Annotated in this window: 10 protein-coding genes and 1 pseudogene; 5 read left to right on the top strand and 6 right to left on the bottom strand. The window is 70.0% G+C overall.

Annotated features, from left to right (window positions below; translation table 11 throughout):
- A complete protein-coding gene (locus tag E5671_RS08845; protein WP_160503289.1) occupies positions 1 to 552 on the top strand; it encodes a hypothetical protein in 552 nt (183 codons plus the stop codon).
- Between the two features lie 313 nt (positions 553 to 865).
- The gene (locus tag E5671_RS08840) at positions 866 to 3,595 is read left to right on the top strand and encodes an exo-rhamnogalacturonan lyase family protein (RefSeq protein ID WP_160503288.1); all 2,730 of its coding nucleotides are present in this window, start codon (positions 866 to 868) and stop codon (positions 3,593 to 3,595) included.
- Here E5671_RS08840 and E5671_RS08835 read toward each other — a convergent pair.
- The 5 genes from E5671_RS08835 to E5671_RS08815 are packed head-to-tail and all read right to left on the bottom strand — an operon-like array spanning position 3,592 to position 9,975.
- On the bottom strand, positions 3,592 to 4,305 hold the full coding sequence (locus E5671_RS08835; protein ID WP_160503287.1) for a glycoside hydrolase family 12 protein: 714 nt from the start codon (positions 4,303 to 4,305) through the stop codon (positions 3,592 to 3,594). The genes E5671_RS08840 and E5671_RS08835 overlap by 4 nt on opposite strands.
- Positions 4,302 to 6,338, bottom strand: a complete 2,037-nt coding sequence (locus E5671_RS08830; RefSeq protein ID WP_160503286.1) for a beta-galactosidase — start codon at positions 6,336 to 6,338, stop codon at positions 4,302 to 4,304. Before E5671_RS08830 ends, E5671_RS08835 begins: the two co-directional genes overlap by 4 nt.
- A 7-nt stretch (positions 6,339 to 6,345) precedes the next feature.
- A complete protein-coding gene (locus E5671_RS08825; RefSeq protein ID WP_160503285.1) occupies positions 6,346 to 7,272 on the bottom strand; it encodes a carbohydrate ABC transporter permease in 927 nt (308 codons plus the stop codon).
- Positions 7,269 to 8,288 carry an ABC transporter permease gene (locus tag E5671_RS08820; protein ID WP_336605711.1) on the bottom strand — a complete coding sequence of 340 codons (1,020 nt, stop codon included), beginning with the start codon at positions 8,286 to 8,288 and terminating at the stop codon, positions 7,269 to 7,271. The genes E5671_RS08825 and E5671_RS08820 overlap by 4 nt, the downstream gene beginning before the upstream one ends.
- Position 8,289: 1 nt before the next feature.
- Positions 8,290 to 9,975, bottom strand: coding sequence for an extracellular solute-binding protein (locus E5671_RS08815; protein ID WP_160503284.1), 1,686 nt, complete (start codon positions 9,973 to 9,975; stop codon positions 8,290 to 8,292).
- 265 nt (positions 9,976 to 10,240) lie between these two features.
- On the opposite strand from E5671_RS08815, the gene E5671_RS08810 reads away from it, so the two are divergent.
- The 3 genes from E5671_RS08810 to E5671_RS08800 are packed head-to-tail and all read left to right on the top strand — an operon-like array spanning position 10,241 to position 16,253.
- Entirely contained in the window at positions 10,241 to 13,123 is a 2,883-nt protein-coding gene (locus E5671_RS08810; protein ID WP_160503283.1) for a glycoside hydrolase family 3 C-terminal domain-containing protein, read from the top strand.
- Positions 13,120 to 15,426 (top strand): alpha-xylosidase, encoded by a 2,307-nt coding sequence (yicI, locus tag E5671_RS08805; RefSeq protein WP_160503282.1) that lies wholly within the window; start codon positions 13,120 to 13,122, stop codon positions 15,424 to 15,426. Before E5671_RS08810 ends, yicI begins: the two co-directional genes overlap by 4 nt.
- Positions 15,423 to 16,253 (top strand): pectate lyase, encoded by an 831-nt coding sequence (locus tag E5671_RS08800; RefSeq protein WP_160503281.1) that lies wholly within the window; start codon positions 15,423 to 15,425, stop codon positions 16,251 to 16,253. The genes yicI and E5671_RS08800 overlap by 4 nt, the downstream gene beginning before the upstream one ends.
- Positions 16,254 to 16,258: 5 nt before the next feature.
- On the opposite strand, the pseudogene E5671_RS08795 reads toward E5671_RS08800, so the two are convergent.
- Positions 16,259 to 17,254: pseudogene (locus E5671_RS08795) on the bottom strand (glycoside hydrolase family 43 protein); the annotation flags it as partial.
- Positions 17,255 to 17,292 lie beyond the last annotated feature (38 nt).

Below are 17,292 nucleotides of genomic sequence, written 5' to 3'. Positions count from 1 at the left end.
ATGCGAGTGAAGCACTTCGGGACCTTCGCCGAATGTCTGCTGACCGGCGTGTGGATCGCGCTCGCCGCCCTGCCCCTGGTCACGCTGCCCGCCGCCTTCGCTGCGGGCGCCCGTCACCTGAACCGGCACTTGTCCCATGAGCCGGGCGGCTGGCGGGAGTTCGCCGCGGACCTGCGGTCGGCGACACGGCACGGCTGGCTCGTCGGCCTGGCAGGGTGGGTGGCTCTTGCCCTGGTCCTCGCCGACCTGGCGTTCGTACGGGCCGGGCTGCCCGGCGGCCCGCTGGTCGGCGCGGTCGGTGTGCTCGCGCTGTTCGCCCTGGTCGTCGCCGGGCTGCGGGCCGCAGTGAACTGGCGGCCCGGCGCGTCGTGGCGCGCACTCCTGACGGGGGCGGCGCCCCGCACACTGCGGGACCCGGCAGGTTCCCTGGTGATCGTGTGCGGCTTCGCAGTAGTCGCGGCATCCGCGTGGTTCGCCACACCACTGGCGGCGCCCGCCCTGGGCATGGTCGCGGCGGCGACCCTCGCCGTCGAACGCCGCTCCGTGCCCTAGGCCCTGTCGTCAAACTCCCTGCCACAGCCTCCGGCCGGGGGGCCACCAGGGCACGCACCTGACGCCGCGGGGCCCGCCCTCCGGGCGGACGACGGGAGTTTGACGACAGGACCGCGCCGGCCCGGGTGTGCGTCTTGCCTGGGACGCGGCGGTGGGCTTGGACGCCCCGCTTCCGGCTGCGCTCGCGCGGGAGGCCGCCCCCGGCCCGCCCCGGGCCGTCGGCGGACGCCAACGAGCCCTCGTCCCTCATGCCATCGAAGTCCGCCATGCCATCGAAGTCCGTCAAGCCATCGAAAGGACAGTGAGGACAGTCATGTCTCCGATCCCCCGCAGATCCGTGCTCAAGGCCGCTGCCGTCGCAGGCGCTGCCGCCCAGTTCAGCTGGGCGCTCGGCCGGCAGGGCGCCCAGGCGGCTCCCCGGGCCGCCGAACCGGACTCCGGCCCCGTCACCGTCGGCTGGCTGGAGAAGGGCGGGCTCGGTGCCGCGGCCGGTTCCACCTTCGGTGTCCCGTGGCCCAAGGGTGCCCACCCCGCCGGGCAGGAGTTCGCCCTCGCCACCGCCGACGGCAAGGACGTCCCCGTACAGACATGGACCACCGCCCGCTGGCCCGACGGATCGGTGAAGTGGACGGCGCACGCGGTGGGCCCGGCCGCGCGAGGCACCGACAAGTTCACCCTCAAGGCCGGGTCACCCGCTGCCCCCGGCAAGGCGGTCAAGGTCACCGAGACCCGTCGGGCCATCACCGTCGACACCGGAGTCATCAAGACCGTCATCTCCAAGGACGGCGAGCGGCTCGTCGAGTCCGTCACCCGCGACGGCGTGAAGATCGCCACCGACGGACGGCTCGTGCTGCTCCGCCAGGGCGACCTCGACGACGGCGACCACGGCAACGCCAAGTGGGAACGGTTCGACGGCGAGATCAGCGGGGCCAAGGCCGAACAGGACGGTCCGGTGCGCGCCGTGGTCCGCATCGACGGCAAACACCGCAAGGGAAGCCGCAGTTGGCTGCCCTTCAGCGTGCGCCTCTACTTCTACGCGGGCTCCGACTCCTTCCGCATGGTGCACACCATCACCTACGACGGCGACGCGGAGAAGGACTTCATCCGCGGCCTGGGGGTCCGCTTCAGCGTGCCGATGCGCGACGCGGCGTACGACCGGCACATCCGTATCGCGGGCGAGGGCAAGGGATTCCTGACCGAGGCGGTCAAGGGCATCACAGGGCTTCGCCGCGACCCGGGCGCCGCGATCCGCACCGCCCAGGTCAAGGGCGAGAAGCTGCCGGACCCCGCGACCTGGGACCAGCGGGTCACCACCCGCCTCCAGTACGTCCCCACCTGGGGCGACTACACCCTCGCCCAGTTCTCCGCCGACGGCTTCACCCTGCGCAAGCGCACCAAGCCGGGGCACACCTGGATCACGGCAGGAGGCGGCGGCAGGGCGACCGGGTTCGGGTACGTCGGCGGGGTCGGCGGCGGGTTCTCCTTCGGCCTGCGGGACTTCTGGGAGAAGCACCCCGCCCAGCTGGACATCCGGGGCGCCGCCGGTGACACGGCCGAGGTCACGCTCTGGCTCTGGTCGCCGGAGGCACAGCCGATGGACCTGCGCACGTACCACGACGGCATGGGGCAGGACACCTACCCGGAGCAGATCGAGGGCCTCAACATCACCTACGAGGACCACGAACCGGGCTTCGGCACCCCGTACGGCATCGCCCGCACCAGCGAGCTGATGTTCTGGGCGAACGCGGCCACCCCCTCGGCGGCCACCCTCGTCGACCAGGCCGCCGCCGTCCGCACCCCGCCCCAGCTGGCCGCCGCCCCCGAGCAAGTGACGAAGGCGGGCGTCTTCGGTGGTCTCTTCTCGCCCGTCGACCGCTCCACACCCGCGAAGGCGACGATCGAGGACCACCTCGACTTCCTCTTCACCTACTACAAGGACCAGGCCGAACAGCGCCGCTGGTACGGCTTCTGGGACTACGGCGACATCATGCACACCTACGACGAGGACCGGCACCAGTGGCGGTACGACGTCGGCGGCTACGCCTGGGACAACTCCGAGCTCTCGCCCGACCTGTGGCTCTGGTACGCCTACCTCCGCTCGGGCCGCGCCGACATCTTCCGCTTCGCCGAAGCCATGACCCGCCACACCGGCGAGGTCGACTCCTACCACCTCGGCAAGTGGGCGGGCCTCGGCACCCGGCACGGTGTGCAGCACTTCGCGGACAGCGCGAAGCAGCAGCGGATCTCCACGGCCGTCTACCGCCGCCCCTACTACTTCCTCACCGCCGACGAGCGTGTCGGCGACCTGATGCACGCCCTGGTCGACTCCGACGAGACGTTCCTCGTCCTCGACCCCCTGCGCAAGATCCGCACCGAGCCGTACGAACCGGACCGCAACGCCCTGTCCATCGGCTTCGGCACCGACTGGAGCGGCCTCGCCGCGGCCTGGCTCACCGAGTGGGAACGCGGCGGCCCCAAGGCGGCCAAGGCCGAGGCCCGCCTGCGCTCCACCATGGAGACCATCGCCGCCCAGCCCAACGGCTTCGTCCAGGGCAGCGGCCTCTACGACCTGGACACGGGGAAGTTCGCGGTGGCAGCCGAGCCCGCCGTTAACGTCTCCCACCTCTCCGCGATGTTCGGCCTGGTCGAGATGTGCGCCGAGCTCATCGACCTCGTCGACCAGCCGGAGTTCGAGCAGGCGTGGCTGGACTACTGCCGTTACTTCAACGCCACCAAGGCCGAGCAGAAGGAGCGCTACGGCAAGGACTTCGGCAGCCTGCTGCTCTTCCAGGGGCACTCCCGCCAGGACGCTTACGCCGCCGCCCGGTCGAAGGACGAGAAGCTCGCGGCGCGCGCCTGGCGGAAGTTCCACGACAGCGACGGCTATACGAAGGCGATGAGCTGGGACCGCACCGACCTCACAGGTCCCGCCGTCCTGGAGCCCGGCTACGAGAACCTGCGGATCAACACCAACGAGACCGCGCTCTTCGGTCTCGCCGCGATCCAGAACCTGGCCCTGGTCGGCGACAAGCTGCCGGACTAACCGCCGGACACCGTCAGGGAGTTGGTGGTGAAGTCCAGACCGCCGGCCGAGCCGCTGATCTCGTAGCCGAACTGCACGTCGCCGATGGTCTCGTTGCCCATCCAGCCCTTGGTGTTCTTGATCCACTTGAGGATCGGGAGGATGTCGACGGTCCCGGCCGACGAGTCGGAGGTGCGCAGGAAGGAGAAGACCTCGTTGGCGCCGTTGGTGCCCTTGTAGACCGCCCAGGTGTGACCGCCGAGGCTGACGGTGCCCTGGGCGGTGCCGAGGGGGCCGACGTTCCCGTTGTAGTTGACCCAGAGCATGATCTCGTAGTGGTAGTCGGTGTCCCAGATGTCGTACGAGGAGTTGTAGTCGCCTGCCGAGGGGACCTTGACGTCGTACGAGCTCTTCAGCGAGGACAGCGAGTCGACCGGCTTGCCGATGACCTTCTTGGAGTTGGGGTAGGACTTGATGCCGCTGGTGTTCGGGTGGTCGGCGCGCACGCTCCACTTGGTGCCGGAGCCCGCCGATATGCACTGGCTGCCCGCGCCCGAGCCCCAGATGTTGTTGTAGAGGGTGTAGCCGTTCAGGGTGGTGTTGCCCCACTGGTCGCAGGTGCTCCAGACGGCGGCCTGGGCCGGGGCGGAGGCGAGCCCGAGCGCCGCGCCCGCCAGCAGGGTGGGGGCCAGCAGCAGGCGGGTCAGGGTGCGGTGGGTGTGTCGTGTCATGTGTTGTCTCCAGGGTGGGGGGAGTGCCGCGGGGCCGGGGCGGACCCGCGGTCGTCGTCGGTGGCGCGGCGCAGGACGGCCACACCGTGGCGGCCGAGGGTGATCGCACCCTCGGTCGCGTGGCCGGTCAGCAGATCGAGGTGCCTGCCGGGCACGGGCACGGTCACCTGCCCACGGCCGTGGTGCAGGAGGAACAGGAGATCGCCGCGGCGTACGGCCTCCACTGCGCGGGGGAGGCCTGCGAGCGGGGGCCGTACGCCTGCTTCGGCGGCGACGCGCGCGAGCAGGTCGCGCAGGGCCGCGGGCTCGGGGAGCGTGGACAAGTACCAGGCGCGGTCGCGGCGCAGGAGCGCCGGCAGCCCGTCGAGCTCGCCGCCCCGGTAGGCGGCGACCGTCTCGGCGCTGTCGTCGGCCTGCAGTTCCTCCGACCAGAGCGTGCCGGTGAACTCGCCGCAGTCCACGCTCTCCCCGGCCTCCAGCGGCCACCACTCGTGCACGGTGCGGATGCCGAACAGCGCGCGCAGCCGGGCGTCCATGCCGCCGGGCCGCACCCGGTCGTCCGCGTCGGCCACGCCGGTGAGGAAGCCGCAGACGAGGGAGCCCCCCTCGCGTACGTACGTCAGGAGGTTGTCGATCGCGGTGTCGGTGAGGAGATAGAGGTGCGGGGCGACGACCAGGCGGTACGGGGTCAGGTCGTGCTCGGGGTGGGCGAAGTCGACGGGGATGTTCGCCTCCCACAGCGCGCGATGCCAGGTGCTGAGCACTTCCGCGTGGTCGACCAGGGCGGAGGGGCGGCCCTCCTGCCCGCTCGCCCACCAGGAGTCCCAGTCGTGCAGGACGGCCACCTCGGCCGTGACGCGCGTGCCCGCCACCTCGGGGCCCACCAGGGCCAGTTCGGCGCCCAGCTCCTTGACCTCCTGGAAGGTGCGGCCGTGCTCGCCCGCGTGGCTCACCATCCCGGAGTGGAACTTCTCCGCGCCCTGCCGGGACTGGCGCCACTGGAAGTAGCAGACGGCGTCCGCGCCGCGCGCCACCGCCTGCCAGGACCAGAGGCGGTTCAGACCGCGCGGCTTGGGGTGGTTCACCCCGCGCCAGTTGACCGGCCCTGCCGCCTGCTCCATCAGCATCCACGGACCGCCGCGAGCCTGAGAGCGCGTCATGTCCTGTACCAGTGCGCCTTGTTGGGCTCCGAACGGGTCCCGGGGATCCGGATAGATGTCGACCGAGACGACGTCCTCCCGCGCGGCCCACATCCACGCGTCCTGCCCCGCCCACAACGGCATGAAGTTGGTGGTGACCGGCAGGTGCGGGGTGTGAGCGGTGACGATGTCCCGCTCGGCGATGAAGCACTCGAGCAGCGCGTCGGACGTGAAGCGCTTGAAGTCGAGCACCTGGGCGGGATTTTTCATGTAGTGGGCGCGCCGGGGCGGCAGGATCTCCGCCCAGCTGCCGTAGCTCTGGCCCCAGAAGGCGCTTCCCCAAGCCGAGTTGAGCGCGTCGAGCGAGGCGTACTTCGCGCGGAGCCAGCGGCGGAACGCCACCGCCGCCTCGTCGCCCCAGTCGTAGGTGCAGTACTCGTTGTTGATGTGCCACATCGTGAGCGCCGGGTGGTGCGCGTACCGGGCCGCCAGATCCTCGGTGATGGCGGCGGCGTACCTGCGGTAGACGGCGCTGGAGTGCGCGAAGTGCTGGCGCGAGCCCCACCACTCCACCTGCCCGTTCTCGTCCCGCGGCAGCGTCTCGGGGTGCAGGTGGCCGAGCCACGGCGGGGGAGCGGAGGTCGGCGTCGCGAGGACGACACCGATGCCGTGCTCGTGCAGCAGCTCCATCAGCCGGTCCAGCCAGCCGAACTCCCGCTCACCCGGCCGGGGTTCGAGCCTCGCCCAGGAGAAGACACCGACGGTGACGGAGTTGACGGAGGCCTCGCGCATCAGGCGTACGTCGTCGAGCCACACCTCCTCGGGCCACTGCTCGGGGTTGTAGTCGCCGCCGAACAGGATCCGGCCGCGGGTAGCGTCGTCGAGGGAAGGCATCGGTGGGTCAGCCCTTCACTGCGCCGGTGAGCATGCCCTGCTTGAAATGCCGCTGTACGAACGGTGAGAGAACAGCGACCGGCAGGAGCGCCAGGACCATCACGGCCATCTGGATGGCGAGCGGCGACAGGTGCCCCGTGTTGATCGCCTGGGACAGGCCCGTCGGCCTCTGCTGTTTGATCACCAACTGCTGCATGACGTTCTGCAGCGGCATCATGTCCGGGTCGCTGAGGTAGATCGACGCGTTGAACCACGCGCTCCAGTAGCCCACCGCGTAGAAGAGCGTGATGACCGCGATCACCGCGCGGGACAGCGGCATGACGATCCGCCACAGGATGCGCAGGTCCCCGGCTCCGTCGATGCGGGCGCTCTCGATCAGCTCCTGTGCCGTGCCCATGAAGAACGCCCGCAGGACGAGGATGTTGAAGACGTTCAGGGCGCTCGGCAGGATCAGCGACAGATAGGTGTCGGTGAGGCCGAGGCCCTGCACCACCAGATAGGTGGGGATGAGCCCGGCGCCGAAGAACATCGTGGCGACGATGACCAGGAGGATCGGGCGGTGCAGGACCGATCCCGGGCGCGAGAGCCCGTACGCGCACAGGACGGACACCACCATGCTGAAGAGCGTGCCGACGACCGTGACGCCCACGCTGACCAGCGTGGCGCGCGACACCTGGCCGCCGCCGAGCAGCTCCTGGTAGTGGACGAAGGTGACGCCCCGGGGGATCACCACCAGGCCGCCGGTCTCGGTGATCGTCTTCACCGAGGAGAGGCTGGTGACGACCACCACCCACACCGGGAAGAGGACCGCGAGGCAGACCAAGGTCAGCGTCACGCCCTTGGTGGCGAGGCCGGCCCGGGTCGGGGGTTCCTCCCACACCGGACGCAGACCGGTGCGGCTGCCCGGCCTGATGCCGAAGTTCAGCACGCTCATCGCTTGTACACCCCCTGCTCGCCCATGAGGTGGGCGGCCTTGTTGGCGCCGAGCACCATCAGGAGGCCGAAGACGCCCTTGACGATGCCGATGGCGGCGCCGTAGCCGAAGTTCCCGTTGTCCAGGCCGGTGTTCCACACATAGGTGTCAAGGACCTCGGAGGCCGTGGGGCCCACGGCGGTGCGCTGGAGCAGGATCTGCTCGAAGCCGACCGTGAGCGCGTTGCCGACCTGGAGCACCAGGAGCAGCGCCACCACCGGGCGCAGCGCCGGCAGCTGGATGTGCCACATGCGCCGCCAGCGGTTCGCGCCGTCCATCGCCGATGCCTCGTAGAGATCCGGGCTGACGGCGGCGAGTGCGGCGAGGAAGACGATGACGCCCCAGCCCGCGTCCTTCCACACCATCTCGAAGGTGACGAGGAACTTGAACAGGCCCGGGTCGGTCATCAGGTCGAAGCCCTCGTGCCCGTGGTCCCGCAGCACCTGCGCGACGAGTCCCGCCCCGCCGAACATCTGCTGGAAGACCGTGATGACGAGGACCCAGGAGAAGAAGTGCGGCAGATAGAGGATCGCCTGGGCGACCGCCCGCACCCGCGGCCGCACGAAGCTGTTGATGAACAGCGCGAGCGCGATGGGCAGCGGGAAGAACAACGTGAGCTGGATCGCGAAGATCGCGAGGGTGTTCCTGACCGCCTGCCAGAACAGCCGGTCCTCCACCATGTGCCGGAAGTGCTCGAAGCCGATCCAGGGGCTCTGCGCCATCGCCTGGAACGCGTTGTCGGCGATGTAGGGGTCGTAGTCCTGGAAGGCGACGACATTGCCGATCAGGGGCACGTAGTTGAAGACGAGCAGGAGCAGCAGCGCGGGCAGCACCATGAGGAGCAGTACGCGGTCGCGGCGCAGCCGGTGGCGCAGCGGGACGCGGGCCGGTGCCTTCTTCGCGGGGGGCGCGGCTTCGACGGGCTCGGTGGGCGCCCGCTCGGGGGTGTCGCGCGTGTGAGTCGTACTCTGGGCCACGTCAGGACGCCGCGTCGCCGGTCGCCCCGGTCTCGTCGAGCAGCTTCTTGTACCAGTCGCGCAGCTTGTCGCCGCCGCCCGACTTCCAGTCCGCTGCCGCCTGCCGCATGTCGCCGACCTTCTTGCGACCGCGCACGATGTCCTTCTCCAGGTCCTCGAACTCGGCGTTCAGTTCGGTGTACCGGGTCGGCTCGATGATCATCATGCCGTGGAAGAGCGGCTTCTTGGTGTGCGCTCCCTGGCGCTGCTGCCACTCGACCATGCCCTCGGTGACGTCCGGCAGGTCGGGGTAGGCGACGAAGGGCGCGGGCGACGCGAGGTACTCGTACGTCGAGAAGACCTCGTTGTTGCCCTTGCCGTTCTTGGTGAGGACGCCGTCCTTGAAGGTGTGGTGGACACCCTCGACGCCGTACATGCGAAGGCGTTGCTCCTTCGAACCGTAAGGAGCCGCCGTGTAGTTGGCGAGAGCGAGGATGTCGCGGACGGTCTTCTCGTCGGCCTTCTCGCTGATGAACGTCCAGATGTCGGCGGGCGGACGTGCGTAGAGGGTGGGTGCGCCGCCGTCGGGGGCGAAGTAGTCGAACGCCTCCATGCGGAACTTCTTGTTGTCCACACGCTGCACGGCCGCCTTGCCGTACCAGTCGGACAGGTCCTGGCAGTACATCCAGACCTTGCCCGCCGCGCACAGGTCGCCGATGCTGCCGGTCTCGGCCTTCGCGTCGGGGTGGACGAAGCCCGCCGAGTAGAGCCCCCGCGACCACTCCAGGGCTTCGAGGTACTCGTCGGTCTCGTAGCGGTTGACGAGCTTGCCGTCCACGAGCTTCCAGTAGTACGGCTTCTCCGGCAGTACGCCGAAGATGCTCCAGGCCGCCCAGCTCATGTCGCCGCACGCCCACACCTTGCTCTTGGGGGCGTTGAGCTGCTTGCACAGGTCGAAGAACTCCTGGGCGCTGGTGGGCGCTTCGAGTCCTTCCTTCTCGAAGAGGTCGGTGCGGTAGAACGGCGCGATGTTCGGGGTGGTGGCGGAGGGCATCGGCAGGCCGCGCAGCTTGCCGCCGAAGATGGAGCGCTGCCAGGCGCCGGTCGGGATCGCGGCGAGGTTCGGGTACTCCTTGATCTTGTCGCCGCTCAAGTAGGGGCCCAGGTCGGCGAACTTGTTGGCGATGGCGCTCGGTATCTTGCCGGTCAGCTCCCAGCCGGGCACGACCACGGCGTCCGGGACACCGCTGGACGCGAGGACCGCCCCCAGCTTCTGGCCGTACGTGTCGCCCTGCTGGTTCTGCCACTTGACCCGGACACCGGCCGCCTTGTCCATCGCCGTCCAGTAGGGATTGCCCTGCTTGGGGACGTTCCCCCAGATCGGCGCCATGACGGTGAACTCGCCTCCCCTGCCGAGCTTCTGAGGCACCGACACCTTCAGCTGTGACGCGGGCAGGGCCTTGGTGAACCCCGCCGCCGAGCCGTTCTTGGCGGGGATGTCCGGGCTCGCGAGCTCCGACGCGGTGTACGCGGGGAGCAGGTCCTTGAGCTTCTTCCCCGTCGTGGTGCCCTCGTTCTTCGACCCGCTGCCCCCGCAGGCCGCGAGCAGTGGGGCCCCGCCGGCCACGGCGATCGCGGCGAGACCTGAGGAGGCGAGGAAGGATCTCCGGCTCGAATGAGAGCTGCTGGAGGGGGAGTTCGGCGTCATTGCGTCAACCCTTCGTGGCGCGTGCCCGGACACACGGCGGTCACCGCCGGTCGGCTTTCGAAGCGCTTCGATATTGCTGCGAGGTTAAGTGAAGGCTTGGGTCGTAACAAGAGGTGCTGCACGACTGCCGCCTTGACATCGGCTTGAGCTGCACAGAGCATCGAAGCGCTTCGAAGAATGGCAAGAAGCGCGACAAGCAGAACGACAAGAAGAACGACCACGAGTCACTTCCACCGTGCCCACCGCTCGCCAAGGGGATCCGCACGTGACCGCAAGCCCGCCGCCTTTCCGTGACCCCGAACTGCCCCTGGACCAGCGCGTGGACGACCTGCTGTCCCGGCTGACCGGCGGCGAACGCATCGCGCTCCTGCACCAGTTCGCGCCCGCCGTCGAACGGCTCGGCATCGCTCCGTTCCGCACCGGACAGGAGGCCCTGCACGGCGTCGCCTGGATGGGGCCCGCCACCGTCTTCCCACAGGCGGTCGGACTCGGTGCCACCTGGAACGACGTACTCGTCCGCCGCGTCGGCGAGGCCGTCGCCACCGAGGCGCGGGCCATGCGCGCGCGGGACGACCGCGTCGGCCTCAACCTCTGGGCGCCCACGGTGAACCTCCTGCGCCACCCGCTGTGGGGCAGGAACGAGGAGGGCTACTCGGAGGACCCCCGGCTCACCTCCGCGATCGCCGTCGCCTACACCCGGGGCCTGCGCGGCGACCACCCGGACCACTGGCGCACCGCCCCCGTGCTCAAGCACTGGCTGGCCCACAACAACGAGACGCGCAGGGACACGTCGTCCGCCTCCGTGCGCCCGCGTGTCCTGCACGAGTACGACCTGCGGGCCTTCCGCGCCGCCGTCGAGGCGGGCGCCGTGGCCGGGGTGATGCCCGCGTACAACCTGGTCAACGGCCGCCCCAACCACCTCTCGCCCTACCTGCGCGAGCACCTGCGCACCTGGACGGAACAGGAGCTGCTCGTCTGCTCCGACGCGGGCGCGCCCAGCAACCTCGTGGACTCCGAGAAGTACTTCGACACCCACGAGGAGGCCACCGCGGCGGCACTCGCCGCGGGCGTCGACAGCTTCACCGACCACGGCACTGACGCTTCGGTCATCACCGGGCGCATCCAACGAGCCGTGGAACAGGGCCTGTTGACGGGGCAGGACATCGACACGGCGGCACGCCGTCACCTGTCCGTCCGCTTCCGGCTCGGCGAGTTCGACCCCGGGCAGGGGCCGTACGCGGACCCGGCCTCGCACGCCTTCGACACCCCCGAACACCGCGCGCTCGCCCAGGAGGCCGCCGAGCAGGCCATCGTCCTGCTCAAGAACCACGGTCTGCTCCCGCTGCCCGAAGGCACCCGGATCGCGGTCGTCGGACTCCTCGCCGACGAGTGCAAGACCGACTGGTACAGCGGCACCCCGATCCACCGCAGCACCCCCCTCGACGGACTGCGCGAGCGGTTCGGCGCCGACCGCGTCACCTTCACCGAAGGCGCCGACCGGGTGCGCCTGAAGTGCGCGGCCGGATGGCTCCGCGTGCCGCACTCCGAGGAGGACGGCGGCCGGTCCGGGAGCGCCGAGACAGCCCTGGACCCGGCGCTGCTCGCAGGCCGTACGGATCTGCCGCCCCTGACCTGCGGCCCCGAGCCGACCGAGTTCGCCCTCGTCGACTGGGGAGGCGGCACATGGACGCTGCGTGCCCCCGACGGGCGTTACCTCTCGGTCGCCGACGACGGCTTCGTGCGCGCGTCGGCGGACCAACCCGGCGGATGGGTCGTACAGGAGACGTTCGCGCTGGTCGGTCACGGGGACGGGTACCTCATCGAGCACACAGGGACGGGTGGGTACGTCTCTGTCGCCGCCGACGGCGTGAAGGTTGCCGACGAGCCGGAGGTCTTCACCGTCGAGTTCCTGGAACGCGGCGAGGACGCCGTTGCCCGTGCCGCCGCCGAGGCCGACGCCGTGATCGTCGTCGCCGGGAACGACCCCCACATCAACGGCCGCGAGACCGAGGACCGCACGACGCTCGCTCTGCCGCCCCACCAGGACAGGCTGTGGCGCGCTGCCCGCGCCGCCAACCCCCGCACCGCGCTCGCCCTGGTCTCCGCCTATCCGTACGCGGTCGCCGACGCCCACGCCGAGCTGCCCGCGCTGCTGTGGACCGCACACGGCGGACAGGCCGCGGGCACAGCGCTCGCCCGGGTCGTCGCGGGGGACATCTCCCCGGCCGGGCGCCTCCCGCAGACCTGGTACGCCGCCGACACCGACCTTCCCGACCTGCTCGACTACGACATCATCGGCTCCCGGCAGACCTACCTCTACTTCGACGGCACCCCGCTCTACCCCTTCGGGCACGGCATCGGCTACTCCTCCTTCGCGTACGAGGACTTGACGGCCGCGCGCGAAGGAGAGCTGGTCCGCGTCGCGTTCACCGTCACCAACACCGGACCCGTCGCGGCGGACGAGGTGGCCCAGCTCTACACCCGGGCACCCGAAGAAGCCGCCACCGCCCTCGCCCTGCCGCACCGGCAGCTCGCCGCGCACCGCCGCGTCCACCTCGCTGCCGGGGCTTCCTGCCGCCTGGAGTTCCAACTGCCCCTGCCCGAGCTGGGGTTCTGGGACGTGCGGCAGGACCGCTGGGCCGTGTTGCCCGGCGCGTACGAGATCCTCGCCGGGGCCTCCAGCGCCGACATCCGGCTCGCCGGGACCGTCCACGTCGAGGGCGCCCCGCTCGCCGCCAGGCCGGTGCGGGAGGCCGGCCTGGCGGCGGCCGGCTACGACGAACAGGACGGCACCGAGATCGCCGACCGCGCCAGGACGCACGGCGACGCCGTGCGCCCCCGGGACGGGGGTACGGGTGAACTGCTCTTCCGTGCCTGTGACTTCGGTGAGGGCGTCCGTGACGTCTCGGTCGAGGTGGCGGGCGGGGGAGCCGTCGACCTCATCTCGGGCAGCACCGCAACCACCGTCACCGTCCCGGCCACCGGAGGCGTGTACGACTACGCCTCGCACACCTGCGGCTTCACCGCCGCCGGAGTACGCGATCTGCGCGTGCGGCTGCGGGGCCCCCTGCGCCTCGCCCGGATCACCTTCACCGCCACCGCCACCGCCACCGCCACTGCCACCGCCCGGCCGAGGGAGACCGCATGAAGTTCACCGACGGCTTCTGGCTGATGCGCGATGGGGTGCGCGCCTCGTACGCGACCGACGTGCGCGACGTGCGGGAAGGCGAGGGATGGTTCACCGCCTACGCGGCCGTCCACCGGGTCCGCGAACGCGGCGACACCCTCAACACGCCGCTCGTCACCGTCGAATGCTTCTCGCCCGCCGAGGGCGTGATCGGCGTACGGGCGACGCACCACGCGGGAAAGGCCGCGCACGGACCGGAGTTCGGCCTGAACGCCACCGAAGGAGCGGGGCAGGTCCGGCGTGAGGGCAGCGTCACCGAACTCGCCAGCGGCCCGCTCACCGTACGCCTGGACAGCGACCAACCCTGGGGTCTCGAATTCCTCGACGCCGAAGGGCGGCGGCTGACCGCCGTCGAGAGCAGAGGCACCGGTTTCGCCACCGCGCCCGACGGCAGCCACCACATGATCGGCCAACTCGCCCTGGGAGTAGGGGAGTACATCTACGGCCTCGGCGAACGCTTCACCCCGTACGTCAAGAACGGCCAGAACGTCGACATCTGGCAGGCCGACGGCGGCACAAGCAGCGAGCAGGCCTACAAGAACATCCCCTTCCACCTCTCCTCGCGCGGCTACGGCGTCTTCGTCAACCACCCCGGCAAGGTCTCCTACGAGATCGGCTCCGAGTCCGTCGGCCAGGTCCAGTTCAGCGTCGAGGACCAGTCCATCGAGTACTACGTCATTGCCGGCCCCACGCCCAAGGACGTCCTGCGCCGCTACACCGCGCTGACCGGCCGCCCCGCGCTGCCGCCCGCCTGGTCGTTCGGCCTGTGGCTGACGACGTCCTTCTGCACGCCCTACGACGAGGAGACCGTCACGGCCTTCGTCGAGGGCATGGCCGAGCGCGACATCCCGCTCGGCGTCTTCCACTTCGACTGCTTCTGGATGCGCGAGTACCAGTGGACCGACTTCCGCTGGGACCCGGAAGTCTTCCCCGACCCGGAGGGCATGCTGCGAAGGCTCCGCGAACGCGGCCTGAAGGTCAGCGTGTGGATCAACCCGTACATCGCGCAGAAGTCCGACCTCTTCGCCGAGGCCGCCGCCGATGGCTACCTCGTCCGGCGGCCGAACGGCGACATCTGGCAGTGGGACCTCTGGCAGCCCGGCATGGCCCTCGTGGACTTCACGAACCCGGCCGCCCGCCAGTGGTACGCGGACCAGCTGCGCACCCTGCTCGACCAGGGCGTCGACTGCTTCAAGACCGACTTCGGCGAACGCGTCCCCACCGACGTCGTCTGGCACGACGGATCGGATCCCGCGCGCATGCACAACTACTACGCGCAGCTCTACAACAGCACCGTCTTCGAACTCCTGGAGAAGGAACGCGGCCCGGGGGAGGCGGTCCTCTTCGCACGCTCCGCGACGGCGGGCGGCCAGCAGTTCCCGGTGCACTGGGGCGGCGACTGCTTCGCCTCGCTCGGCGCGATGGCCGAGTCGCTGCGCGGCGGTCTCTCCCTCTCGCTCTCCGGCTTCGGCTTCTGGAGCCACGACATCGGCGGCTTCGAGGGCACCCCCGACCCGGCCGTCTTCAAACGCTGGCTCGCCTTCGGCCTGCTCTCCACGCACAGCCGCCTCCACGGCAACGTCTCCTACCGCGTGCCGTGGGCCTTCGGCGACGAAGCGGTCGAGGTGGCCCGGAAGTTCACACGGCTCAAGCACCGCCTCATGCCGTACCTGTACGGAGCCGCCGTCGAGGCCCATCGCACGGGCGTCCCCGTCATGCGTCCGATGCTCCTGGAGTTCCCGGACGACCCCGCCTGCCGCACCCTGGACCGCCAGTACATGCTCGGCCCCGACCTCCTGGTCGCCCCCGTCTTCACCGCCGAGGGGGACGTCGAGTTCTACGTGCCGGAGGGAACGTGGACCCATCTCCTGACCGGCGACACCGTCCGGGGCCCGGCCTGGCGGCGTGAGACCCACGGCTTCGACAGCCTCCCCCTGTACGTCCGCCCCGGCGCGCTGCTTCCGCTCGGCGCCGACGACCAGCGCCCCGACGGCGACTGGCTCCAGGACCTCACCCTCCTGGTCACCCCGGACACCGAGGACGGCACGGAGATCACCGTGCCGGATTTGGAGGGCCGGCCCGCTGCCGTCTTCCGCGCCGCACGGCACGGAACCGGGGTCCGGGTCACCGCGGAGGGGACGGCACGCGCGTTCACGGTGCGGACGGTGGCGGATTGGTGGGATCCGAGCGGCAACCCTTCGCCGGGCGGCGGCGACAAGGACATGCAAGCTGTCCACCACCGAAGGAATGATCCGGGAACATGACCCCACGAGCGAACCAGCGCGTCCGTCATCGCCGAGGTCTCACCAAGCGCCGTGCCGTCGTCGGCGGCATAGCCGCGCTCGGCATGACCGGCGCCGCCCTCGTCACCACCTCCATGATGTCGACCGCGGGGGCGGCGAGTGCCTGGCCCCAGGCGAAGGGCGAGAAGCCGACGTCCAAGACCATCGAGGTGTCCGGCACCTACGACGGTGGTCTCAAGCGCCACTACGGCACCGGCGAGCTGGGCGGCGACGGCCAGGACGAGGGCCAGGACCCGGTCTTCAAGCTGAAGGACGGCGCGGTCCTCAAGAACGTCATCCTCGGCTCCCCGGCCGCGGACGGCGTCCACTGCCAGGGCAGCTGCACGTTGCAGAACGTGTGGTGGGAGGACGTCGGCGAGGACGCGGCCACCTTCAAGGGGACCTCGGCGGGCTCGACCTACACCGTCTACGGCGGCGGCGCCAGGAAGGCCGACGACAAGGTCTTCCAGTTCAACGGCGCGGGCAAGCTGGTCGTGACGAAGTTCCAGGTCTCCGACTTCGGCAAGCTGGTGCGCGCCTGCGGCAACTGCTCCAAGCAGTACCAGCGCAACATCATCGTGAACGACGTCGACATCACCGCTCCCGGCAAGTCGATCGTCGGCATCAACACCAACTACGGTGACACGGCCGCGCTGCGCAACATCCGCATCCACGGCGACAGCGGCAAGAAGATCGCCACGTGCGACCGGTTCACCGGCAACAACACCGGTGCCGAGCCGCCCAAGACGGGCACTGGCCCCGACGGCAAGTACTGCAAGTTCACCGCCGGGGACATCAGCTACAAGTAGGCGTCGGCGTCGAGCAGCCGGTCGTACTCGGCCTGCGTCACGGGTAGCACCGTGCCGTGCCGTGCGCCGGCCGGCAGCTCGGCGTTCCTCGTCTCGGTCCACTTGCCCGAGGCGAGGTCCGTCGTCTCGAAGAGGACATAGCCGCGCCCGCCGAACTCGTCGATGAGCATGTACCACTTGTCACCGCTGTTGGACCTGAACACCGCGGGCCCCTCACCCCGGTCGACCACGCCCTTGCCGATGCAGTCGGCCACGAAGTCGTACGAGGTGTCCGTCAGGACCCTCGACCTCTCCGCGGTGATGAACTTCGAGCAGGGGGTTCCCGAGGCCGGGTCCCGCTCGTCCTTGGTGAAGCGGTAGTAGTCGCGGCCGTCCTTGACCACCGTGGAGTCGATCACCGAGTAACCCGGGTCGTTCCACACCTTGGGCTTGCTGAAGGTGCGGAAGTCCTTCGTCGTCGCGTACAGCATTTTGTTGTACGTCGATCCTGTGTGGTCCGGGTCGTCGGCGCCGTAGACCTTGGAGGCCCAGAAGACGACGTACGCCTTCAGCTTCTCGTCGTAATAGGCCTCCGGGGCCCAGGTGTTGCCCGCCGTGTCCGGTGCGACCTTCACCAGGCGCTGGTCGGTCCAGTGGACCAGGTCGGTGGACTCCCACACCATGATCGACTTGCTGCCGGTGCGCTGTACCTGGTCCCAACTGCCACCGCTGCCGCCGTACATCCGCAGGTCGGTGGCGATCTGGTAGAACTTGTCGCCCTTCGGGGAGCGGATGATGAACGGGTCGCGCAGCCCCTTGGTGCCGAGCTGCGAGGTCAGCACGGGCTCCCCGCCGTTCAACTCCCGGTACTGGGTGGGGTCGTTGCCGCGGCTGAGTGCCATGCGGATCTGCTCGCCGTCCGCGGTGCCCTCGCCGGTGAAGTAGCTGAAGAGATAGCCCGCGTACTTCTGCTTGGCATGGGTCGGCTCCGCGTGCGCGGGAGTCGCGAGCAGACCGGCCATCAGGACAAGGAGCGGGATCAGGATTCTGGTGCGCACGG

Source organism: Streptomyces sp. BA2 (assembly GCF_009769735.1).
In the GTDB taxonomy this organism is placed as follows: domain Bacteria; phylum Actinomycetota; class Actinomycetes; order Streptomycetales; family Streptomycetaceae; genus Streptomyces.
The sequence above is the reverse complement of the archived record's forward strand: the minus strand, read 5'-3'. Positions and strand labels throughout refer to the sequence as shown.

What these genes read in the sequence shown, in the direction of transcription:
- E5671_RS08845 (WP_160503289.1), top strand. Translation starts at nt 1, where the DNA reads ATGCGAGTGAAGCACTTCGGGACCTTCGCCGAATGTCTGCTGACCGGC.
- E5671_RS08840 (WP_160503288.1), top strand. Translation starts at nt 866, where the DNA reads ATGTCTCCGATCCCCCGCAGATCCGTGCTCAAGGCCGCTGCCGTCGCA.
- E5671_RS08835 (WP_160503287.1), bottom strand. Translation starts at nt 4,305, where the DNA reads ATGACACGACACACCCACCGCACCCTGACCCGCCTGCTGCTGGCCCCC.
- E5671_RS08830 (WP_160503286.1), bottom strand. Translation starts at nt 6,338, where the DNA reads ATGCCTTCCCTCGACGACGCTACCCGCGGCCGGATCCTGTTCGGCGGC.
- E5671_RS08825 (WP_160503285.1), bottom strand. Translation starts at nt 7,272, where the DNA reads ATGAGCGTGCTGAACTTCGGCATCAGGCCGGGCAGCCGCACCGGTCTG.
- E5671_RS08815 (WP_160503284.1), bottom strand. Translation starts at nt 9,975, where the DNA reads ATGACGCCGAACTCCCCCTCCAGCAGCTCTCATTCGAGCCGGAGATCC.
- yicI (WP_160503282.1), top strand. Translation starts at nt 13,120, where the DNA reads ATGAAGTTCACCGACGGCTTCTGGCTGATGCGCGATGGGGTGCGCGCC.
- E5671_RS08800 (WP_160503281.1), top strand. Translation starts at nt 15,423, where the DNA reads ATGACCCCACGAGCGAACCAGCGCGTCCGTCATCGCCGAGGTCTCACC.